The sequence below is a fragment of the Paractinoplanes polyasparticus genome (assembly GCF_019710575.1).
GTDB lineage: Bacteria > Actinomycetota > Actinomycetes > Mycobacteriales > Micromonosporaceae > Actinoplanes > Actinoplanes polyasparticus.
Genome location: NZ_JAHWFK010000043.1, coordinates 48,231 through 69,122, shown reverse-complemented (window position 1 = coordinate 69,122; position 20,892 = coordinate 48,231). Strand labels below are relative to the sequence as shown.

Below are 20,892 nucleotides of genomic sequence, written 5' to 3'. Positions count from 1 at the left end.
TGCTGCCTCACGGCAGGCGGGACCTACCGCAGGAGGGGGGAGGCGGGATGAGTTCGAAGGACTGGCTCGAAAAGGACTTCTATGCCGTTCTCGGCGTGCCCAAGTCCGCTCCGACCGACGAGATCAAGAAGGCGTACCGAAAGCTCGCCCGGGATCTGCACCCGGATCGCAACCCCGGGAACAAGGAGGCGGAAGAGAAGTTCAAGGCCGCCTCCGAGGCGTACGACGTGCTCTCGGACGACAAGAAGCGCAAAGAGTACGACGAGATGCGCTCGCTGTTCGGCTCGGGCGCGTTCCGCCGGGGTGCCCGTTCCGGTGGCGGCACCCAGTTCGACCCGTCCGACCTGTTCGGCGGGTTCAGCGGGGCCGGTGCGGCCGGTGGCGCGCCCGGCGACCGTCGCTTCGGCGGCGCCGGCTTCTCGGACATATTCAGCTCGATATTCTCGGGCGGCGGGCCTGGTGGTGGCGCTGCACGCCGTGGCGGTCCCCGTCGCGGCCGGGATGTCGAGACCGAGGTGACGCTCGACTTCGCGCAGGCCGTGAAGGGCACGACGCTGCCGTTGACGCTGCGCTCGGCCGGCGAGTGCGAGACCTGCCACGGCAGTGGGGCCAAGCCCGGCACGTCGCCGCGCACGTGCCCGCAGTGCCAGGGCACCGGCCTCATCTCGCGCAACCAGGGATCGTTCAGCTTCTCCGAGCCGTGCCGCGACTGCCAGGGCGCGGGCACGATCGTCGACCACAAGTGCACGGAGTGCCGCGGCACGGGCGGTGTCACCAAGAACCGCACGATCAACGTCCGGTTCCCGGCCGGGGTGGCCGACGGTCAGCGCATCCGGCTCAGCGGCCGGGGCGAGCCGGGCGACCGGGGTGGCCCCGCGGGTGATCTCTTCGTGCAGGTCATGGTGCGACCGGACGAGTTGTTCGGGCGTACGGGTGATGACCTGACCCTGGTCGTGCCGGTCACCATTGCGGAGGCGGTGCTCGGCACCGATCTGCGGGTGCCGACGCTGGACGGCCCGGTCACCCTGCGGGTGCCGCCGGGCACGCCGAGCGGCCGCAAGCTGCGGGCGCGAGGCAAGGGAGTGACACGCAAGGACGGACCACCCGGAGACCTGATCGTCACGGTCGACGTGCAGATGCCGGGTGGAGTCACGGGGGAGGCCCGGGACGCGCTGGAGCGGTTCGCCAAGCTGACCCCGCCCGCCGGGCGGGAGCGGCTCGAGGCTCGGGTGCGCCGGAACACCTAACGGGATCAGGAGGGGCACATGCATGAAGAGATCAGCATCTCGGTCGAGCAGTCCTCCGACGCGAAGGTCCTGATCATCTCGGTCGCGGCTCGCCTGGCCGGGATGCACCCGCAGACACTCCGTCAGTACGACCGGCTCGGGCTGGTTCAGCCCGGCCGGGCCGGCGGGGGCGGGCGCCGCTACAGCGAGCGGGACGTGGCGTTGCTGCGCGAGGTGCAGAAACTCAGCCAGGAGGAAGGCGTCAACCTGGCGGGCATCAAGCGCATCATCGGACTCGAGCAGCTGGTGGGCGACCTGCAGGAGCGGGTGCGGGAGCTCGAGCACGAGCTCGCCGACGCGTACGCCCGCCTCGCCCAGTTCGAGAGCCCGTACGGCCGTGGAGATCTGGTACGCCAGGAGCGCCCCTCGACCGCGCTGGTCGTGTGGCGCCCCCGGCGAGCATCCGACAGGTAGGAAAGGCCCCGTGCGGGGCCTTTTCTTTTACCTGCGGTTGTTGAACAGGCCGAGCCGGCGGGGGTGACGGACGAGGCCGCCCTCGATCCAGTCGGTGTAGTCGAAGATCTCGGGCCGGCTCATCAGCACGCGGCAGTTGTGCGCCCAGATCGACATCGGCTCGTCGCCGACCTCTTCCGCACGCTCCACGAACTTCTTGAGCCGGCGCTTACGCTGCCCCGAGGCGTTCTGCCGGACGCCGTCGGCGGCGTAGATGTACATGCAGTGCTGGGCGAAGCGGCGAGCCGGACACTGCCTGTCCATCGCCAGTTCGAACAGCGTCGGCGCCAGGACGTCGCCGGAGATCAACAGGTCCCAGTCGGGGGGCATGCCGCTGAGCGGCACAGCCTCCGGGTGATAGGCCCACGCCTGCAGCTCTTCCGGCCGAGGATCGACCGGATTGGCGAACCCGAAAAAAGTCGACTCACGCACTGTCACGTCGCCGCCCGAGAAAGTCCGATAACACGTAGTTGTCGCAGGCGAAACTAGCGCGCCGACCTTGCCTCGCGAAAGTGTCAAGAGCTCACAATCGGATACCGGTCAGTAGCTTTATGCAGCCTCAGGTCGGTCGTCGGCGGTGAGTGGCTGCACTGTAGGCCTCGCGGGCGTTCCCCAGCGGCGGATAAAGGTCTTGAACCAGTCGTAATCGGGCAGCCGGGCGAGCAGTGGCCCGGATACGACCGTGATCAATACGTACGCCGTGGCCAGCGGGGCCAGCCGCGGCTCGACACCCGACGCGACGGCCAGCCCGGCGATGACGATCGAGAACTCGCCCCGCGGCATGAGCGCCAGCCCGGCCCGCAGCCGGCCGGGAACGGCGATGCCCACCCGGCGGGCCGCGAAGTAACCCGTCGCCACCTTGGTGAGCATCGTGACCACGGCCAGCCCCAGCGCCGGCAGCAGAACCGGGGGCATGTCGGCCGGATCGGTGGACAGGCCGAAGAAGACGAAGAACACCGCGGCGAACAGGTCGCGCAGCGGGGACAGCATCTGCGTCGCGTGGTGCGCGACCGGACCGGAGATCGCGATGCCGACCAGGAAGGCGCCGACCGCGGCCGACACGTTGAGCTCCTCGGCCACGCCGGCCACGAACAGCGTCAGCCCGAGAACGCCGAGCAGCAGGGCCTCGGCGTCCTTGGCCGAGATCAGGGCGCTGATCTGGCGGCCGTAGCGGATCGCCACGACCAGCACCGCGACCACGGTGACGACGGCGACGCCCAGCGATTTGAGCCCGTCGACAAGGCCCACGCCGGCCAGCACCGCGGTGACCAGCGGCAGGTAGAAGGCCATGGCGAGGTCCTCGATGACCAGCACCGAGAGAATCACCGGCGTCTCGCGGTTACCGAGCCGGCCCAGGTCACCGAGCACCTTGGCGATGACCCCGGAGGACGAGACCCAGGTGATGCCGGCCAGCACCAGCGCGGCCCGCCAGCCCCAGCCCATGAGGACGGCGAACGCCGCGCCGGGCAGGGCGTTGAACAGCGCGTCGACCAGCCCGGCGGGGGCGGCCGCGCGCAGGTTGCCGACGAGTTCGCCCGCCGAGTATTCGAGGCCGAGCATGACCAGGAGCAGGATCACGCCGATGGAGGCGCCGATCTCGATGAATTCCTCGCTCGCCGAGAGCGGCACGAATCCGCCGTGCCCGAAGGCGAGGCCGGCCAGCAGATAGAGCGGGATCGGCGAGAGCCCGAAGCGCCGGCCGAGGCGGCCGAGCATGCCGAGAGCGAAAAGTAGGGCACCGACCTCGATGAGGAGGATCGTCGTTTCGTGCATTCGGGACCCGCTCGTCTCTGGGGTTCTCGCCGCGGGCAGGCTCAGTCGTCGGTGTCGCCGGCCAGGATGGCGGTGACGCCGTCCAGGCCCTGGCGGGTGCCGACCGCGACCACCACGTCGTTCGCATCGAAGACGAACTCGGGGCCGGGGGAGGCGATGACCTCGCGGTCGCGCATCACGGCCACGATCGAGGCGCCGGTGCGGGTGCGCGTGCGGGTGTCGCCCAGCTTGCGCCGCACGAAGGGCGAGCCGGCGGGCAGCGCGATCTGCTCGGTGAGCAGCCCGGACGCCTGCTGCCGAAGCCCGGCCAGCTGACCCAGCATGAGCGAAGCGCCGAGCACGTCGGCCAGAGCCTCGGCCTCGTCGTCGGTCAGCGGAATCGACGCCAGGCACGAATCCGGGTCGTCGATGTCGTACAGCACCAGGTCACGGCGGCCGTTGCGGTGCGAGACCACGCCGACCGTACGCCCCGAGGACGTCACCAGGTCATGCCGGACGCCGATTCCCGGCAACGGAGTCTGTTCCACCCGTACACGCACGATCACCACGGTAGCTCAGCAGTCACGCGCTTCCGGTCAGCATGGCCTCCGGCCGCACGTCCGGGACGATTCGCCGGGTTCGCCGGGCGGCCAGGATCAGCAGGAAGCCCAGCACGCACAGGGCGAGATTCACGCCGTACGCGAGCCGGTAGTCGAACTGCTGGGCCAGGCCGAACGCGGGCGCGGCAAGGACCTGGCCGATCGGGAAGGTGTTGGTGATCATCGTGGTGGCCCGTCCGTGGTGGCCCGGCATCAGGTCCTGCATATAGGTGATGCTCAGCCCGCCGACGGCCGCGATGAAGGCGGCGTTGAGGATCTGGGCCGCGGCCAGCACCCACACCGAGCCGGCGGTGACCGCCACGGCCTGGTACGCGATGCCGAAGACCACGCCGACCAGGATGAGCGAGCGCAGCGGCAGCCGGGTGCCGAGCGCGCCGAAGCCGAGCAGCAGCGGGATCTCGAGCGCCGCGCACAGCCCGAGAACGAGGCCGGCTCCGCTCACCGAGCCGCCCAGGTCGATGCTGACGAACAGCGGCATCGCCTGCACACCCAGCGTCATCGCGGTCTGCACGACGACGAAGCCCGCGACCAGCAGGAAGATCGTCGACCGCGGGGCCTCGGGCACGTCATCCGTTTCATGTTCGGCCGGACCGGCCGGGGCGGCGACCTCGGGCAGCCAGCGGTAGACGATCACGGCGGCCAAGCCGTACATGATCGCGACCAGGCCGTACGTGTAGGCGAAGCCGCGCGCGGCGATCAGGAGCGCGGCCAGTGGTGGCCCGGCGACCCAGGCGACCGAGAAGAGCATCCGCAGCGTGCTGATGCCCATGGCCGCCCGGCGCGGGTCGCCCTGCTGGAGCACCTGCCGGGCGTACGCGAAGCTCTGCGGGAAGAGCGCGCCGGCCAGCGAGGTCAGCGTCACGGTGACCGCGAGCAGCACCCAGTAGTCGCGGATGAACGCAGTGAGCACGGCCCCGGCCATGCCGGCCAGCGCGGCTGACAGCAGCAGCTTGCGGCGCATCGGACGGCGGTCGGACAGGCGCCCGACCAGCCATGACACCACGACGCCGGAGAGCGGCGCGACCAGCAGGAAGATCGTTGTCCGGACCGGGCCGGCGTGCACGCCGTCGCTGAGGAAAAGGGCGAGGAACGGCCCGGCGAAGGAGGTGCCGATCCCGACGGCGATGAAGATCAGGGCAAGCGGGAGCAGACGCCGCGACATCGAGCCGTGCGCCGTCGGTGGAACGGCCATGATTCCCTACGTTACGGGCCACCCCGCGCTCTTTCGGGGAGTCCGTGGCGACCATCACGACTCACGTTGTCGCGGTAGCGCCCTCGGCATAGAGTTGAGTTGAGTACGCTCAAGTCTCGGTGGGGTTCGATCAGGGGAGCACATGAACGCCGAACGTTTGACCACCAAGAGCCGCGATGTGATCACGGGGGCGGTCGCCGACGCCGGGCGCCGGGGGCACGCCACCGTCGAGCCGTGGCACATGTTGCTGGCTTTGCTCGACACCGGCGGCTCCACAGCGCCGGCGATGCTGCGGGCGGTGGGGGCCAACCCCGCCGACGTACGCCGGGTGGCGCTGCGGGCCGTCGAGCAGTTGCCTTCGGCCCGGGGGGCGAGCACGGCCGAGCCCAGCCTCTCGCGCGAGTTCGTCAACGCGATCGGCGAGGCCGAGCTGATCGCCCAGCCGCTCGGCGACGAATACATCTCGACCGAGCACCTGCTGGCCGGTCTGGCCCGGGTCGGCGGAGCTGTCGGCCGTGCCCTCAAGGACGTCGGCGCCACCGAGGAGGCTCTGGTCACCGCCTTCCCGCAGGTGCGCGGGGGCGAGCGCCGGGTCACCAACGCCGACCCCGAGCAGACGTACAAGGCGCTCGAGAAATACAGCGTCGACCTGACCGCGCTGGCCCGCGAGGGCAAGATCGACCCGGTCATCGGCCGCGACGCCGAGATCCGCCGGGTCGTTCAGGTGCTCTCCCGGCGTACCAAGAACAACCCGGTCCTCATCGGCGAGCCCGGCGTCGGCAAGACGGCGATCGTCGAGGGCCTGGCCCAGCGCATCGTGGCCGGTGACGTGCCCGAGACCCTGCGCGACAAGAAGCTGGTCTCGCTCGACCTGGGCGCGATGGTGGCCGGCGCGCAGTACCGCGGTCAGTTCGAGGAGCGGCTGAAGAGCGTCCTCGAGGAGATCCGCAACTCCAACGGCCAGGTCGTCACGTTCCTCGACGAGCTGCACACGGTCGTCGGCGCGGGCAAGGGCGAGGGCTCGATGGACGCCGGCAACATGCTCAAGCCGATGCTGGCCCGCGGTGAGCTGCGCATGGTCGGCGCGACCACCCTCGACGAGTACCGCGAGCACATCGAGAAGGACCCGGCCCTCGAGCGGCGCTTCCAGCCGGTCGTGGTCGGCGAGCCGACGGTCGAGGACACGATCGGCATCCTGCGCGGACTCAAGGGCCGCTACGAGGCCCACCACCGGGTGCAGATCACCGACGCCGCCCTGGTCGCCGCGGCCAGCCTCTCCGACCGCTACATCAGCGACCGGTTCCTGCCCGACAAGGCCATCGACCTGATCGACGAGGCCGCGTCCCGCCTCCGCATGGAGATCGACTCCCGGCCGGTCGAGCTCGACCAGCTGCAGCGCCTCGTCGACCGGATGCGGATCGAGAAGCTCGCCCTCGAGAAGGAGACCGACCCGGCGTCGGTGGCCCGCCTCGAGCGGCTCAACCGCGACCTGATCGACCGGGACCGCGAGCTCGGCATGATGAACGCGCGGTGGGAGCGCGAGCGCGGCGGCCTCAACCGGGTCGGCGAGCTGAAGAAGCAGCTCGACGAGACCCGGGCCTCGCTCGAGCGGGCCCAGCGCGACGCCGACTGGGAGACCGCGTCCCGGCTGCAGTACCAGGAGATCCCGGCCCTCGAGTCGGAGCTGGCCACCGCGGCCGCGGCCGACCAGGAGGCCGGCGAGGAACCGCCGATGGTCAAGGAAGAGGTCGGCGCGGACGACATCGCCGAGGTGATCTCGTCGTGGACCGGCATCCCGGCCGGCCGGATGATGGAGGGCGAGACGGCCAAGCTGCTGCGCATGGAGGAATCGCTGCGCGGCAAGGTGGTCGGCCAGGCCGAGGCGGTGGCCGCGGTGGCCAGCGCCGTGCGGCGGGCCCGGGCCGGCATCGCCGACCCCGACCGGCCGACCGGCAGCTTCCTGTTCCTCGGCCCCACCGGCGTCGGCAAGACCGAGCTGGCCAAGGCCCTGGCCGGGTTCCTCTTCGACGACGAGCGGGCGATGGTCCGCATCGACATGAGCGAGTACGGCGAGAAGCACTCGGTGGCGCGGCTCGTCGGCGCCCCGCCCGGATACGTCGGCTACGAGGAGGGCGGCCAGCTCACCGAGGCGGTGCGGCGCCGGCCGTACAGCGTGGTGCTGCTCGACGAGGTCGAGAAGGCCCACCCGGACGTCTTCGACGTGCTGCTCCAGGTGCTCGACGACGGCCGGCTCACCGACGGGCAGGGCCGCACGGTCGACTTCCGCAACGCGATCCTGGTGCTCACGTCGAACCTGGGCTCGCAGGCGGCCGACATCACCATGGGCGACGAGGAGCGCCGCGACGAGGTGCTGGCCGTGGTGCGCGGGCACTTCAAGCCCGAGTTCCTCAACCGGCTCGACGACATCGTGGTCTTCCACGCGCTGACCCGGGACGACCTGGCCGCGATCGTCGACATCCAGCTGGGCCGGCTTCGTACCCGGCTCGCCGACCGTCGTCTGGTCCTCGAGGTGAGCTCGACCGCGGTCGACTGGCTGGGCGAGCACGGGTACGACCCGATCTACGGCGCTCGCCCGCTGCGGCGGCTGGTGCAGTCGACGATCGGCGACGCGCTGGCCAAGGCGCTGCTGGCCGGGGAGATCCAGGACGGCGACACGGTGCTGGTCGACCTGGGCGACGGCAAGGACGGGCTGCGGGTGACGCGCGGCTGATCGCCTCGTCGGGTCGCGCGGCTCGCTTGGTCGCGCGGCTCGCTTGGTCGCGCGGCTCGCTTGGTCGCGCGGCTCGCTCGGTCGCGCGGCTCGCTCGGTCGGGCGCTCGCTTGGTGGCGCGGCTTGGTTGTCGCTCGGCTCGGATGTCGCGCGGCTCACCCCGTACGGGAAAAGGCCCCGGGTTTTGATCTTTCGATCAGCCCGGGGCCCCTCGCGTCTTCAGTTGTGAGTCTTAGTTCGTGGCCGGCCTCTGCCGGTAGGCCTGCGTCATCAGCACGTCGGTGACGACCTGTTCCCCCTCGGCGGACCAGATGCGGATGCCGTCGCGGTGGAGCTGATAGCGGACGTCTTTGAAGCGGGTCTTCGTGTCGTCATGGTGAACGACGGTCAGAGTATCGGCGTGGGGCATGGGACTCACCGGTCCTTAAGAGGTCTGGGGCCGCCGCGGTGTGGTCACGCGGCCGGCGTAACGGGACTCTTGCCCGGCGACTGTCTGCCTCGGCCCAGGCGCTCTTCACGCGGGGCGGGCGACTCGTGCGGGCAGGGGGCATCGCGGGAGGCTGGTGCTGCCGCGTCGATGCCACGACGAAAGTGTAGAGATCACGGCGTACCCGTGTCGCCCCCTGAACGAGCGACCTATTTACGGATATATCGGTCATCGTCGGCCGATGTTGCCACAGTTTGCGCGACTCCGTGGGTCGGTCGCGGAGTTGGCAGCCGCCCGATACCGTGAATGGATCAAGTTTTGGGGGCATTGTGACCGTTCCTGGTTTTCCGGCATCCGCGGCGCGGCCGCGTCCGACGGTCGTCACCGTGGCGGTCTATCTGCTCTACGCGGTGGCGGTCATCCAGGTGATCAACGCGTTGACCACGTTCTTGATCGCCGGACAGCTCACCGACGCCATCCGGGACGTCTACGCCGGCACCGAGGCAGAGGGCGCCGAGTCGTTCATCAGCGCCATTTTCGTCGGCGGGGCGATCGTCAATCTGTTGATCGGCATCGGGTTCGCCGTGCTGGCGCTGTTCGACGGCCGGGGCAAGAACCCGGCGCGGATCGTCACCTGGGTCATCGGCGGCATCTCGCTGTGCTGCTTCGGGGCCAGCCTGGGCAGTACGGCACTGGCCGGCTCGATGGGCACCGGGACGACCACCGGCGGCCCGTCGGAGGCGGAGGTGCAGCAACGGCTCGAGGAGGCGCTGCCGTCCTGGTATACGGCGTCCAACACGACGCTGTCGGTGATCGCGCTGCTGGCGATCCTGGGGACGGTCATCCTGCTGGCCCTGCCGGCGGCCAACGAATTCTTCCGCAAGCCGGCGGCGGCCTGGGATCCGTCGGTGCCGTATCCGCAGTACCCGGGCGGTGCCGGCTACGGCCAGCCAGGGTATCCGGCTCAGCCGCCGTACCCGGGGCAGCCCTTCCCGGGCCAGCCCACGTCCGGGCCCTCCTACCCGGGCCAGCCTTCGTCCGGGCCGTCGTACCCCGGGCAGCATGGGCAGCCGGGGCAGCCGGCTCCGGGATTGTCGCCGTATCCGGGCCAGGCGCCGCCGCCCGCTTCCGCCTTCCCGCCGCCTTCGGATCCGTTCGCGCCGCCGCCGGTCGATCCCAACCCGCCGCCGTCGACCAGTGGTGACCAGCCGCCGAAGCCGCCCACCGACCCGGCCTGACGGGGTTCGCGCCCCGCTCGCCGCCCCGTCCGGGTAGGTTCGGCGCAACGGATCACCGCGGGGAGTCGTCGATGTCGTACCCAGTCCAGCCACCGCCGATCGCCGCCACGCCGCCGGTGTCGCCGTCGGGCCGGCCGCCCGCGGTGACGTTCGCCGCCGCCCTGCTGTGGCTGATGGCCGGAGTCGGCCTGATCTATGCCATCGCGACGGTGGCCATCGTGCCTGGCACGATCGACCGGTTCCGGGACGTGACGGCCGCTCCGGTCTCCGGCAGCTTCACCGGCGACAACGACCCGGAGTACTACGTGGCGGTCGTCTGGCTCGGCGCGGCGATCGCCCTGGCCCTCGCCGTGATCGCCTTCGCGCTCTTCGTGGTGGTCGGCCTGTCGCTGCGCCGCGGCAGCAACGCCGCTCGCATCGCCGCCCTCGTCGTCAGCGTCCTGGGGATCCTGGGCGGCACGGCCGGCGTGCTGACGCTGGCCGCCCAGCGCAGTGGCAACTCGGCGCCGTGGTCGCTGGGCGCCCAGCTGAGCGACGCCTATCCCGACGGCTGGATCGGCACAAACGCCGGCCTCGCGATCGCCCAGATCCTCGGCTACGCGCTGGTCGGCATCCTGATCCTGACCGCGCCGCGCACGTTCTTCCGGCGCCCGGCGGCCCCGTCGGCCCCGCAGCCGGTCTACGGCGCCGCCTATCCCGGCCACGGCGTTCCCGCCAACGCCGCCTACCCGTCGTCGGCCTACCCCGGCCCTGGCTACCCTCCCTCCGCAAGCCAGCCGGCGGCGGGTTACCCAGCTTCTGGAGCTCAGTCGGCGGGCTACCCACCCTTCGGCGGGCACCCGGCGGGTGTCCCAGCGCCCGGAAGCCAGCCGGCGGCGGGTTACCCGGCCTCTGGAGCCCAGTTGGCGGGCTACCCACCCCTCGGCGGCCAGCCGGCCGGTGCCCCAGCGCCCGGAGGTCAGCTCGCCGGTTACCCAGCCCCTGGCGGTCAGCCGACGGGCTACCCGTTGCCCGGCACTCAGTCGGCGGGCTATGCGGACGGCGCCTACCCTCCGGCCCACGGTTACGGCCCCGAGTCGCACCCCGCGCAGGCCCCGAACCCCGGCTCGACCCGCCCGGACCACTCGCCCTACGCCCGGCCCGCCGACCACGCGCCGGACGCTGCCTTCACACCCCAGGCACCCACCCAGCCGGCATCGGCCTCACATCCGCCGGCGGACCCCCGATCCCCGTACGCACGTCCCACCCGGCCGACCGCTGCCCAGTCGACCCAGCCGGCCTCGACCCAGCCGGCCTCGACCCAGCCGGCCTCGACCCAACACGCGCCGTCGGAGCAGGAGCGGGCTTCCACTCAGCAGCCGGCACAGGCCTCGTCGGCGAGCGGCGAAACGCCGGTCGCGGATCAGCAGCCGATGACCGAGCAGTCGTCCTCGTCCGCGCCCGCCCATCAGCCGTCTTCCGACCAGCATCCGACCTCCGACCAGTCGTAGCGGTCCGGCTTCGCTCGATCCCATCCGCTTGTTGGTCGGCCCGCGTTCGCCCGCGATCGTCGTACTGGGCGCCCCGCATTCGGCGTCGAACCGGTCGTTGCGGTCGGCCTCTTCTCGACGCCGTCCAATGCTTGTGACGCGCCTCACTCGACGTACCGGTCTTGGCGATCGGGCTTCGCTCAACGCCGTCAGTTCGTTCGGATGGGTCCGCACTCGACGTTTAACCGGTTGTAGCGGTCGGCCTCTACCGGCGCTGTCGTTCGTTGTGGCGAGCGGCAGTCGACCCCGTCCGGTCCCAGCGGTCGACCCGTGCCCAGCTTTGCGCAGGGCACTGCGGCGGTCCAGCAGCGACCTGAGTCGCGAAATCGGCTCCGCACGGGTTGCCGGGTGTCTCTGACGGCGTGGGGCGCGCTCGCGGCACCTGAGGACCCGCGCCTCGATCCGTTGACTGCAAAAGGCGGCTGCTGACTACGAGGCGATGCTCAACCGTCGGCGAAGCCTCACCGGATCGGGCTGGGGCTGGGAGCGAAGGCGCGCCTCTCCCGGCGGACAACGGCCAGTGTGGACAACGGATGAGCGGGACCCGGGTGCAGGCGGGCACGGGGCACATCGGATGATGAGTTCCGGACAACACACTGTCGGGTTGTTACCGACCAGTTACCCCCTCAAATTGATGGCGTGACCCCTCATATTGATGGGTATGGGTCACCCGAACGGGTAAGTTTGTCATCCAGCTTCGTCACTCAATCGGCTGTCCGGATAGCGCGCCGTCACCGGTCGGCGGGTGTTTTTCGCTGGATGGGTAAACGTCCGATGACGCGATTCACAGCAGCTTCTCAGCACCTCGACCGGGTGATCTGTCGCCCCGGCGGCATGTGACCCCCGGCATAGGAGCTTTGAGCTGCATCGATGTTCCCGGCATGGGGCGAAAGGGACCGTGGAATCTGTAAGGTTTCTTTTTAGATCGACTCAATGCTGTGCGTCAATAGTTACGTTGCGCACTGCCAGGGCGAAAGGTTCCGGTTTCGTTCCAGCAAGTACGCTCGATGCATGCAAGCACGGCACGACCTGCGTAAATTCATCACTGAATTGCCCGTCGCGCAGCGTGGCGCCGTGCTTTCATCGGGTCGTGAACTTCCCATGCCGGGCCGCCCGGTTCCGGGAGTGAGCGGAAGGTGGCGAGATGACGTCGTCGGGGCGGGTGCGGGCCCAGGCGAAACGGATCAGCGACCAGCCCGTGCTTCACGAAGGGCAATAGATCGACGAATTGACAATGTGGGGCGTCTCACTCCCGGGGCGGGGATCGAGACCTCGACACAGATGGGCAGCGTCCTGATGGCGGCTGAGGCGTTGCAGGAGGCAGAGACCGAAGTCGGTACGGCGGTATGGGTTGCATCGGAGGCTCGGGTTGCCGGCCACTCCCGATCGACCGTCCCGGTGATCGACGTCGGCCTTACGGCCTGAAAGTTAGCCGGTTCGTTCCTGCGCACATGCAGGAGAATCGATGCAGTTGGTGGAAGGATGGAGATCGTGGGAACTGCGTTGGCGGAAATGACAATGCCTCAGATCTCGCCGCTAGCCGGCGAGCCTATTGAACGTGCCGACGCCGAGCGGCTTGCGGGAGTGCTGAAGGCACTCGCCGATCCGGCCCGGCTTCGGCTGCTCAGCCTTATCCAGTCCGCGACGGACGGCGAAGCCTGCGTCTGCGACCTGACCGCTCCGCTTGGTCTGTCGCAGCCGACGGTGAGTCACCACCTGCGGATCCTGACCGAGGCCGGTCTGCTCGAGCGGGAGAAGCGGGGAGTGTGGGCCTACTACCGGCTCGTGCCGACCGCCATCGCGACGATCGCCGACCTGCTGACCCCGCCTCGTAAGCGGGCGACCAAGAAGGCGCGCTGACCGCTTCGCAGGGAATCGCCTGGCGTCACCGGCACCATGCGGGGCGTGGCGCCAGGCAGCAGACCTCTCCTCCTCCAGTCCACCCCCCAGGACCTTCAGGAGTAACGGGTGAACTACGTCCACGGCGATCTGCGTGACCAGCTCGCGTACGTGGGTTTCGACGTGGTCCAGGCCGGCCTCGTCGCCGGGTCGGGCGGAAACCTCTCCGCCCGGATCCCCGACGAGGACGCCATCTGGGTCACCGGCAGCGGTTCGTGGCTGGGCCGGCTGAGCCGGACCACGTTCGCGGCCGTCCGAGTGTCTGACGGCTCGCCCGCGCTGGTGGGCAATGTGCCACCACCCGCGATCGAGCCGACGAGCGAACTGGCTCTGCACCTGGCGCTGTATCGGGCCCGTCCCGACGTCAACGCCATCATCCATTTGCATCCGCAGACCGCACTCCTGCTCGATGCACTGGGTGAGCACATCCGGATCGTCACCACCGACCACGCGTATTACCTGCGCCGTGTCTCGACGGTGCCGTTCCGGCTCCCCGGCACGACCGAGCTTGCCGCTCTGACTGCCGCGATGGCCGCTGACGGCACCGACTGCCTGGTGCTGAGTCAGCATGGCTGCGTGGTGCTGGGCGACACGATCGAACTGGCGCACAAACGTGCCCGCAACCTCGAGGAAGCAGCGGAACTCACCTACCGGGCGCTGTCCGCCGGCCGCCTGGAGAACCTCCGCGACTGCCCCGATGAGTTCCTGGACCGCCTGTACGGCTCCACCGCCGTCACGGTCTGACACGCACCAAACGGTCGACCCGCCCCGCGCCCGCCCCCAACGGCGCAGAGTGGATCGGCGCAGCCGGGGCACGTCCCGTTCCGGCCACCCGAACCATCCCCACCGACGAGCAGCAGCACACACAGCAGCGCCCGGCACGGCTCCCCGAGAGGTCCGTGCCGGGCGCTGCTGTGTTCTTACGGAAAGGCCGCCCGGTAGAGCGGGTCAGTGGCGGCGGTGCGAGCGGGGGTTCCGGGGGTCGTCCTCGTCGTCGTGACGGGCGGCCTCGACCAGGCCGGCGATGCTGGCCGCGGCCACGACGCCGATGGCGGCCGACGGCTCAGGCGGGGCAGAGGGGCCGGCCGTCTTCTTGTGGCGGCGCTCGCGCACGATCTCGATCAGGATGGGCAGGATCGAGATCAGGACGATCAGCGCCACGACCGGCAGGATGTAGCGGTCGATGTGCTCGCCGATGGCGTCGTAGATCTGCTGGGCCAGCGTGTGGCCGACGATGATGATGCCGTCGGTCCAGAGGACCGCGCCGACGATGTTCCAGAGCAGGAACTTGCGGGCCGGCATGCCCAGCGTGCCCGCGACCGGGTTGAGGAACGTGCGCACGATCGGGATGAAGCGGGCCAGCACCACGGCCTTGGCCGGGCCGAATTTCTCGAAGTAGTACTCCGCCTTCTCGACGTACTCCCTCTTGAAGAGCTTCGAGTCCGGCCGGTCGAACATGCGCGTGCCGTAGCGGGCCCCCAGCCAGTGACCGAGCTGGGCGCCGACGATGGCGCAGATCGGCGCGCCGATCAGCAGCCCGACGTACGACAGCTGGGTGCCGAAGATCGAGTCGGCCACCGGGGAGGCGGCCACGCCGGCCAGGAACAGCAGCGAGTCGCCGGGGAAGAAGAAACCGACCAGCAGACCTGTCTCGGCGAACATGATCGCCCAGACACCGACCACGCCGAAGGTTTGCAGCAGATCCTTCGGATCCAGGGGGTTGAAGGCGAGGGCGTCGCCGAGCGCGCGGACTGTCACGAGGAGCCAGGGTACGCCCAGATACCTACGTCTTTCGTTTCCTTTCGCTGTGCGCAGCTTTTCCGTCCGAGAAGGGATGGCGGCCCCGGCGGGAGGTCCGGGGCCATCCGTCCATTCGTGCGCGGCACCCATCCGAACGGCTCTGGAGGACAGGCCGCGCAGCAGGTCAGAGGCGGGGGTCGACGGGCTCCGACTCGATGGCGAGGATCGCGAAGACCAGCTCGTGGACGCGCCAGAGCGGCGCGTCCTCGGCCAGCCGGTCGAGCGCCGCGAGTCCCAGCCCGTGCTCGCGCAACGCCATGTTGCGCTTGCGGCCCAGGTTGCGCCGCCGCAGCCGGGTCAGCTGTTCCGGGCGGGTGTATTCCGGGCCGTAGATGATCCGCAGGTATTCGCGGCCACGGCACTTCACCCCCGGCTGGATCAACCGGCCCTTCGCGTCGACGGCCTTCAGACCCGTCCACGGCTTGACCACCATGCCCTCGCCGCCGGACGCGGTCAGCTCGAGCCACCACTGGGTCGCGGCGGCCTCGGAAGCTTGGTCGCCGAGCTCGACGATCATGCGGCGGGTCGGGGTGAACAGCGCCGGGTCGGCAGCCACCAGCTTGTCGGCCAGCGCGAGGTGCCAGCCGTGGTCGCGGTCGGCATACGAGACGCCGTCCCCGGCCAGCACAGCGAACGGCGCCAGCGTGACCCCGTCGAGCCCGTCCGTCGGCTTCACGTACACGCGGTACGCCGCCGAGTAGCCGTCGATCTCGTCCGAGCGCAGGGACAGCTGCTCGCGCAGCCCGGACACGTCGAGCCCACGCGCGGCGGCCCGGTCGACGACGTCGAGAGCGGCCGGCAGCGCAGCCCGGCCGGCCGCGCCGACCCCGGCGTAGCGCTCGCGGATCAGGCCCGCCGCCTTCGCGGACCACGGCAGCAGTTCGGCGTCGAGCAGCAGCCAGTCGCTCGACAGCTCGTCGAAGAGCCCGGCGGCGGCGGCGCGCACCCGGGTGAGCAACTGCTCGTCGAGCGCTGGGCCGAAGAACGGCCGGCCCGTCCGGGTCCAGATCGCGTCGCCCGCGCCGGAGCGGGACACCCGCACGATGGCGCGCGAGCCCATGTGCTTCTCTTCGCACACGACCCGCTCGGCGCCGGCTGCGCGGAGGTCGTCGAACGCGGTTGCCGGGTGTTCGAGGTAGCCGTCGAGCGCCGACGTCGAACACGGGGCCATGGTCGGCGGCAGCCACACTAGCGTGGCCGGGTCGAGCGCGAACCGGCTCATCACCTCGAGCGCCGCGGCGGCATTCTCGGCGGCGACGGTCACCCGCCCGTACCCGTAATCGACGTGCCGCCGCCCGGTCACGTCGGCGATGTCGAGGCCGTCATCGGGCCGCTCGGCCGGCGCCAGCGGGCGTACGGGCGCGTAGTACTCCCGCTCGGCCGGCACAGACACCAGTTCGCGCGACGGCCAGCGCAGCGCGGTCAGGGCGCCGCCGAACACGCAACCGGTGTCGAGGCAGATCGTGTTGTTGATCCACTCCGGCTTCGGGGTGGGCGTGTGGCCGTAGACCACCGCGGCCGAGCCCCGGTAGTCCCGCGCCCACGGGTAGCGCACCGGCAGGCCGTACTCGTCGGTCTCGCCGGTTGTCTCGCCGTAGAGCGCGAAGCTGCGCACCCGGCCCGAGGCGCGTCCGTGGTACGCCTCTTTGAGGCCGGCGTGCGCGACCACCAGCCGGCCCTCGTCGAGCACGTAGTGGCTGACCAGGCCTTCGATGAACGCCTTGGCCGACGCCACGAACGAGTCCGGTTCCGCGGCGAGCTGCTCGAGCGTCTCGGGCAGGCCGTGGGTGAGCTGCACGTTGCGGCCGTTGAGCTTGCGCGCCAGCTTCTGTTCGTGGTTGCCGGGCACGCACAGGGCGTGTCCGGCGGCGACCATGCCCATGACCAGGCGCAGCACACCCGGCGAGTCGGGGCCGCGGTCGACGAGGTCGCCAACGAAGATCGCGGTGCGGCCCTCGGGCGGCACGGCGTCGACCGGACGGGCGGATTCGTCGCGGACCAGGGTGTAGCCGAGCCGATCGAGCAGGGTCTCGAGCTCGGCCCGGCAACCGTGCACGTCGCCGATGATGTCGAACGGCCCGGTCAGCTCGCGCTTGTCGTTGAAGAGCTTCTCGTAGCGGATCGTGGTGGCGGCGATCTCGTCGGGTCCGCGCAGCACGTGCACCTTGCGGAAACCCTCGCGAGTCAGCGAGCCCAGGGATCGACGCAGGTCGCGATGCATGCGGGCAAGAACCTGGCGGCCGAAGTGGCGATCGGCCCGGGCCTCGGTGCGCTCCCAGGCCAGCGCCTCGGGCACGTCGAGGACGATCGCCACCGGCAGGACGTCGTGGTCGCGGGCGAGGCGCACCAGCGCGGCGCGGCCGTGCGGCTGGAGGTTGGTGGCGTCGACCACGGTCAGCCGCCCGGCCGTGAGTCGCTTGCCCGCGACGTAATGCAGCGCGTCGAACGCCTCGGCCGAGGCCGACTGGTCGTTCTCGTCGTCGGCGACCAGGCCCCGGAAGTAGTCGGAGGAGAGCACCTGGGTGGGCCGGAAATGAGTGCGCGCGAAGGTCGACTTGCCCGAGCCGGAGATGCCGACCAGAGCGACGAGCGCGAGCTCGGGGATGTCGATCATGCGGTCACCTCCGACGGTGCAGCGGTGAAGAGCGCGAGCTGGGTGGGAGAGCCGGTGATTTCGTCGACGTCGCCGACCCCGCGCACGGTAACCGAGTAGCCGTAGGCGCCGGCGACGGTGTGGGCCCACGCCGCGAACTCGGCCCGGCTCCATTCGAAGCGATGGTCGGAATGGCGCAGACCGGTCAGGCCGGGGTAGTTGACGTTGTATTCCGCGTTGGGTGTCGTCACGACGACGGCGCCGGGACGCGCGTGGCCGAAGACGCTCGCCTCGAGCGCCGGCAGCCGCGGCGGGTCGACGTGCTCGATGACCTCCATGAGCACGGCGGCGTCGTAGCCGCGCAGCCGGTCGTCCCGGTAGGTGAGCGCGGACTGCCACAGCTTCAGGCGGTCGCGCTGCCGCTCGGGCATCCGGTCGAGGCGCAGCCTGCGGGCCGCGATCTCGAGCGCCCGGGCCGACACGTCGGTGCCGACGATCTCGGTATAGCGCCGGTCTTTGAGCAGGGCGGTCAGCAGCGCGCCCCCGCCGCAGCCCAGGTCGAGCACGCGGGACGCGCCGACCTCGGCCAGCGCGGCGAGCACGGCATCGCGGCGCCGATCGGCCAGCGACTGCTTGCGGTGTACGGGAAGCTCCGCGTCCTCCTCGGCCGGCGGTTCCTCGGCCTCTTCACCCTCGAGCATCTGCAGCGCCGTGGTGGTCAGGGCCCGCTTGTGCACCAGATAGCGGCGGGCGATCAGCACCCTTTCCGGGTGGGCGGCGAGCCAGCCGGCACCCGATCGCAGCAGCTTGTCGATCTCGTCGGGGGCCACCCAGTAGTGCTTGGCGTCATCGAGGACGGGCAGCAGCACGTAGAGGTGGTTGAGGGCCGCGGCCAGTGTGAGCTCGCCGCTCAGCTCGAGGCCGACATAGTGGCTGTCGCCGCCCAGCACGGGCTCGAGCGGGATCGGGGTGGCCGTGACCGACCAGCCGAGCGGCTCGAACAGCCGGGTCGCGAGCTCGGTGGTGCCACGCAGCACCGGCACCCTGATCGTCAGCGGGAGCGGGGTGGCGACCAGTTCGGGGCGGTCTTTGGAGGCGCCGCGCAGCGCACTGCGGAAGACCTTGGCCAAGGCGCTGGCCAGCAGGCTGGACGCCGCGTAGGGGCGGTCGTTGACGAACTGACCCAGGGCGAACGCGTCGTGCTGCGCGCGCAGCCGCTGCGGATCCACATCGAGCAGCAGGGCCGCCGTGCACCTCTCGTCGGTGGCCTCGGGATAGAGCACGTACGCCGTGCCGGTGGGCACGTCGAACCGGTGCACCCGGTCAGGATGCTTGACCAGCAGGTAGCCGAGGTCGGTGGCGGGCCGGCGGGTGGTTGTCACGGTGAGCAGCACGCCCTCGATGATGAGCGCTCATCGCGATCTTGGGCGACCTATTTGCGGTCCTGTGGACGACTCCGGATCGGGGTCGTGAGGCCTGTGGACAACGGAATCGCCGGCTCGAGGAGCTCAGCGATACTCGTCCTCGCCGCGCACCACCTGGCTCTGTTCCTGCGCATCCCACTCCGGTGTTTCGACGCTCAGTTCGGGAGGGTTCTGTGTCTGCTCCTCGTCCTCGCCGAAGGCGTCGGCTGACTGCTCGGCGGCGTCCTCGGCCGGCGTCTCCCAACCCGGGTCAGTCATCGTGGTCATCCCTCCTGTCGCGATCCGGCCCCACTTGCCCCCTCAGCATGCGCGCAAACCGGTCGCCGGGTACGCCGTACCACCAGCCCGATGCCGGCGGCGATCAGCACGAGGGCGGCCAGCGCGGTCCACCCCGCGGCCGGCCCGGTGATCGGCAGCGCGACGGCGGCACAGGTCGCTCCGGCGACGTTCACCGACAGCGGGACGACCTTCCGGCTGGGGCCGATGATGCCGTCGTCGCCCGGCAGGATCTCGACCTGGCCGGGCGTCCCGCAATCGTCTTCCACCGTCACCAGGAAGGAGAAGTTCATCCGCTGCCCCGGCCCGAGATCCCGGTTCAGGTTGCAGTACCACTCGTTCGCCTGCTCGCTTCGCGCGGCCGAGGTCGGGGGAGCTGCTGAGGGGAGGTCGAAGCCTACGGAGTAGCAGTCGGAGCCGGCATACTCCTCCACACCCACGTTGGTCGGAAGGCGCAGGGCCACGCTGAGGCTGTTGTTCCGGAACAGGTCGGGCCGCAGCGTCCCCGGCCCGAAGTTCATCAGGCCGGCCGTGAGCGTCCGGCGATCGCTGGTGGCGGCGCTGAGCCGCGAGCCGATCGCGCTCAGGCTCGGTTTCCTCGTGCCGGTGACCGCGAACCCGATGGAGGCGAAATTGTCCTCGAGGTTCACGTCCGCCTGGCGGCTCGCGTCCTGGGCGGTGGCGAGCGGTCTGAGCGTGAGCGGCGCGCCGGTCCCCAGCCGGCCGGAATCACCCGGGTCTGTCTCCGCCCACTCGGTCGGCGTGATCCACGCGAGTTCCACGGATGCGACGCTGCCCGGCACGGTGTCAGCCGGCGAGTGCAGGGTGACCGGGGCCGAGAGGGCATAGCGGCGTCCCGGTTCCAGCGTGGTGTCGAAGGTGCAGACCATGCCGAAGTAGTAGCGGCAGTTCCGATAGGACGACTGCCTCAGCAGGCGCGGGTGAGCACTGAGGGCCAGCACCACGCCGGCGATCGCGGTTTGGCCGCCATTGCGCACCGTCGGAGTGGTCCGCACCGACCGGCCCGGCGTCGCCTTGACGGTCTGCTCGCCGTCCGACACCAGGTCGACGCCCTCGCCGATCCGAATCACCGAGGTGCCGCCGGTGACGGCGCCGTCACCGATCCGCGCGGCCATGGTGAGCACGGCGCGGTCGCCGGGCTTGGCCGTTTTCCGTGGCGTGACGGCCAGCACGGCAGGACTCTGGAACACCGTCTCCGAGGAGGGGGTCGAGGTCCACGAGCAAGTGATCTTGTCGTCCGTGCGGCGGCACGGCGTCGACGTGTCGCCGGGCTCGACGACGACCGCACCGCCCCCGGCGCTGGTCGTACCGAAACCCGGTTCGACGCTGACGTCCGCGAACTCCGTGGCGCCGCCCAGATCGACGGTCACTTCCAGGCGTACGAGAACGCCCGGCTCCGCGTTGGCACTGCGGACATCAACGACGGTGTAACGGGTGTTGCTGCCCGGCGCCAGAGTGATCGGCGGGACACGAGGTTCCAGCGTGGCCGTCGTGGGCGCCGCGGCGGCGGGTTGCAGCGGCAGCAGGACGAGAAGCAGCGCCACCGCAAGCGCCCGCGAGATCAATGGCATGGTCGGAGCGTAAGTCGCCCTCTATGTCCGATGAGCCGGTTTCCGCTGGACAGTTACGGGGTCATTTCCCAACGGCGAAG

General features: G+C 70.3%; 17 protein-coding genes. 7 read left to right on the top strand and 10 right to left on the bottom strand.

What is annotated here, in order from left to right:
* The first annotated feature begins 47 nt into the window (after nucleotides 1–47).
* Both dnaJ and KXC43_RS36835 read left to right on the top strand, forming a co-directional pair.
* Nucleotides 48–1,247, top strand: a complete 1,200-nt coding sequence (dnaJ, locus tag KXC43_RS36840) for a molecular chaperone DnaJ (protein WP_221380852.1) — start codon at nucleotides 48–50, stop codon at nucleotides 1,245–1,247.
* An 18-nt stretch (nucleotides 1,248–1,265) separates the two neighbouring features.
* Nucleotides 1,266–1,700 (top strand): heat shock protein transcriptional repressor HspR, encoded by a 435-nt coding sequence (locus KXC43_RS36835; protein ID WP_221380851.1) that lies wholly within the window; start codon nucleotides 1,266–1,268, stop codon nucleotides 1,698–1,700.
* A gap of 27 nt (nucleotides 1,701–1,727) precedes the next feature.
* Here KXC43_RS36835 and KXC43_RS36830 read toward each other — a convergent pair whose 3' ends face one another.
* The 4 genes from KXC43_RS36830 to KXC43_RS36815 all read right to left on the bottom strand — a co-directional run bounded on the left by KXC43_RS36830 (nucleotide 1,728) and on the right by KXC43_RS36815 (nucleotide 5,303).
* A complete protein-coding gene (locus tag KXC43_RS36830) occupies nucleotides 1,728–2,177 on the bottom strand; it encodes a hypothetical protein (RefSeq protein ID WP_221380850.1) in 450 nt (149 codons plus the stop codon).
* 111 nt (nucleotides 2,178–2,288) lie between these two features.
* Nucleotides 2,289–3,512, bottom strand: coding sequence for a cation:proton antiporter (locus KXC43_RS36825; RefSeq protein WP_221380849.1), 1,224 nt, complete (start codon nucleotides 3,510–3,512; stop codon nucleotides 2,289–2,291).
* A 41-nt stretch (nucleotides 3,513–3,553) separates the two neighbouring features.
* Nucleotides 3,554–4,051 carry a cation:proton antiporter regulatory subunit gene (locus KXC43_RS36820; RefSeq protein WP_221380848.1) on the bottom strand — a complete coding sequence of 166 codons (498 nt, stop codon included), beginning with the start codon at nucleotides 4,049–4,051 and terminating at the stop codon, nucleotides 3,554–3,556.
* A gap of 22 nt (nucleotides 4,052–4,073) precedes the next feature.
* Nucleotides 4,074–5,303 (bottom strand): sugar efflux transporter, encoded by a 1,230-nt coding sequence (locus KXC43_RS36815; protein WP_221380847.1) that lies wholly within the window; start codon nucleotides 5,301–5,303, stop codon nucleotides 4,074–4,076.
* A 142-nt stretch (nucleotides 5,304–5,445) separates the two neighbouring features.
* Here KXC43_RS36815 and clpB point away from each other — a divergent pair, with 142 nt between their 5' ends.
* Nucleotides 5,446–8,034 carry an ATP-dependent chaperone ClpB gene (gene clpB / locus KXC43_RS36810; RefSeq protein ID WP_221380846.1) on the top strand — a complete coding sequence of 863 codons (2,589 nt, stop codon included), beginning with the start codon at nucleotides 5,446–5,448 and terminating at the stop codon, nucleotides 8,032–8,034.
* Between the two features lie 232 nt (nucleotides 8,035–8,266).
* Here clpB and KXC43_RS36805 read toward each other — a convergent pair whose 3' ends face one another.
* Complete coding sequence (locus tag KXC43_RS36805) at nucleotides 8,267–8,443, bottom strand: hypothetical protein (protein WP_221380845.1); 177 nt, start codon at nucleotides 8,441–8,443, stop codon at nucleotides 8,267–8,269.
* A gap of 404 nt (nucleotides 8,444–8,847) precedes the next feature.
* Here KXC43_RS36805 and KXC43_RS36800 point away from each other — a divergent pair, with 404 nt between their 5' ends.
* From KXC43_RS36800 to KXC43_RS36785, 4 genes are all read left to right on the top strand, one after another.
* The gene (locus tag KXC43_RS36800; protein ID WP_221380844.1) at nucleotides 8,848–9,699 is read left to right on the top strand and encodes a hypothetical protein; all 852 of its coding nucleotides are present in this window, start codon (nucleotides 8,848–8,850) and stop codon (nucleotides 9,697–9,699) included.
* Nucleotides 9,700–9,770: 71 nt separating this feature from the next.
* Nucleotides 9,771–11,189, top strand: a complete 1,419-nt coding sequence (locus KXC43_RS52440; protein ID WP_221380843.1) for a hypothetical protein — start codon at nucleotides 9,771–9,773, stop codon at nucleotides 11,187–11,189.
* Between the two features lie 1,521 nt (nucleotides 11,190–12,710).
* Nucleotides 12,711–13,088, top strand: a complete 378-nt coding sequence (locus KXC43_RS36790) for an ArsR/SmtB family transcription factor (protein ID WP_014440216.1) — start codon at nucleotides 12,711–12,713, stop codon at nucleotides 13,086–13,088.
* 108 nt (nucleotides 13,089–13,196) lie between these two features.
* A complete protein-coding gene (locus KXC43_RS36785; protein WP_221380842.1) occupies nucleotides 13,197–13,871 on the top strand; it encodes a class II aldolase/adducin family protein in 675 nt (224 codons plus the stop codon).
* 204 nt (nucleotides 13,872–14,075) lie between these two features.
* On the opposite strand, the gene KXC43_RS36780 is transcribed toward KXC43_RS36785, so the two are convergent.
* From KXC43_RS36780 to KXC43_RS36760, 5 genes are all read right to left on the bottom strand, one after another.
* Entirely contained in the window at nucleotides 14,076–14,885 is an 810-nt protein-coding gene (locus KXC43_RS36780) for a DedA family protein (protein WP_308129423.1), read from the bottom strand.
* A 166-nt stretch (nucleotides 14,886–15,051) separates the two neighbouring features.
* Nucleotides 15,052–17,541, bottom strand: a complete 2,490-nt coding sequence (locus KXC43_RS36775) for a polynucleotide kinase-phosphatase (RefSeq protein ID WP_221380840.1) — start codon at nucleotides 17,539–17,541, stop codon at nucleotides 15,052–15,054.
* Nucleotides 17,538–18,914: a 3' terminal RNA ribose 2'-O-methyltransferase Hen1 gene (locus KXC43_RS36770; protein ID WP_221380839.1), complete on the bottom strand. Its 1,377-nt coding sequence runs from the start codon at nucleotides 18,912–18,914 to the stop codon at nucleotides 17,538–17,540. Before KXC43_RS36770 ends, KXC43_RS36775 begins: the two co-directional genes overlap by 4 nt.
* A gap of 114 nt (nucleotides 18,915–19,028) precedes the next feature.
* The gene (locus KXC43_RS36765; RefSeq protein ID WP_221380838.1) at nucleotides 19,029–19,202 is read right to left on the bottom strand and encodes a hypothetical protein; all 174 of its coding nucleotides are present in this window, start codon (nucleotides 19,200–19,202) and stop codon (nucleotides 19,029–19,031) included.
* A gap of 5 nt (nucleotides 19,203–19,207) precedes the next feature.
* Nucleotides 19,208–20,812, bottom strand: a complete 1,605-nt coding sequence (locus KXC43_RS36760) for a hypothetical protein (protein ID WP_221380837.1) — start codon at nucleotides 20,810–20,812, stop codon at nucleotides 19,208–19,210.
* Between the last annotated feature and the right edge of the window lie 80 nt (nucleotides 20,813–20,892).

Excerpts from the sequence above, each read along its gene's own strand:
- dnaJ (WP_221380852.1), top strand. The coding sequence starts at position 48 with ATGAGTTCGAAGGACTGGCTCGAAAAGGACTTCTATGCCGTTCTCGGC.
- KXC43_RS36835 (WP_221380851.1), top strand. The coding sequence starts at position 1,266 with ATGCATGAAGAGATCAGCATCTCGGTCGAGCAGTCCTCCGACGCGAAG.
- KXC43_RS36825 (WP_221380849.1), bottom strand. The coding sequence starts at position 3,512 with ATGCACGAAACGACGATCCTCCTCATCGAGGTCGGTGCCCTACTTTTC.
- KXC43_RS36815 (WP_221380847.1), bottom strand. The coding sequence starts at position 5,303 with ATGGCCGTTCCACCGACGGCGCACGGCTCGATGTCGCGGCGTCTGCTC.
- clpB (WP_221380846.1), top strand. The coding sequence starts at position 5,446 with ATGAACGCCGAACGTTTGACCACCAAGAGCCGCGATGTGATCACGGGG.
- KXC43_RS36805 (WP_221380845.1), bottom strand. The coding sequence starts at position 8,443 with ATGCCCCACGCCGATACTCTGACCGTCGTTCACCATGACGACACGAAG.
- KXC43_RS52440 (WP_221380843.1), top strand. The coding sequence starts at position 9,771 with ATGTCGTACCCAGTCCAGCCACCGCCGATCGCCGCCACGCCGCCGGTG.
- KXC43_RS36790 (WP_014440216.1), top strand. The coding sequence starts at position 12,711 with ATGGAGATCGTGGGAACTGCGTTGGCGGAAATGACAATGCCTCAGATC.
- KXC43_RS36775 (WP_221380840.1), bottom strand. The coding sequence starts at position 17,541 with ATGATCGACATCCCCGAGCTCGCGCTCGTCGCTCTGGTCGGCATCTCC.
- KXC43_RS36765 (WP_221380838.1), bottom strand. The coding sequence starts at position 19,202 with ATGACTGACCCGGGTTGGGAGACGCCGGCCGAGGACGCCGCCGAGCAG.
- KXC43_RS36760 (WP_221380837.1), bottom strand. The coding sequence starts at position 20,812 with ATGCCATTGATCTCGCGGGCGCTTGCGGTGGCGCTGCTTCTCGTCCTG.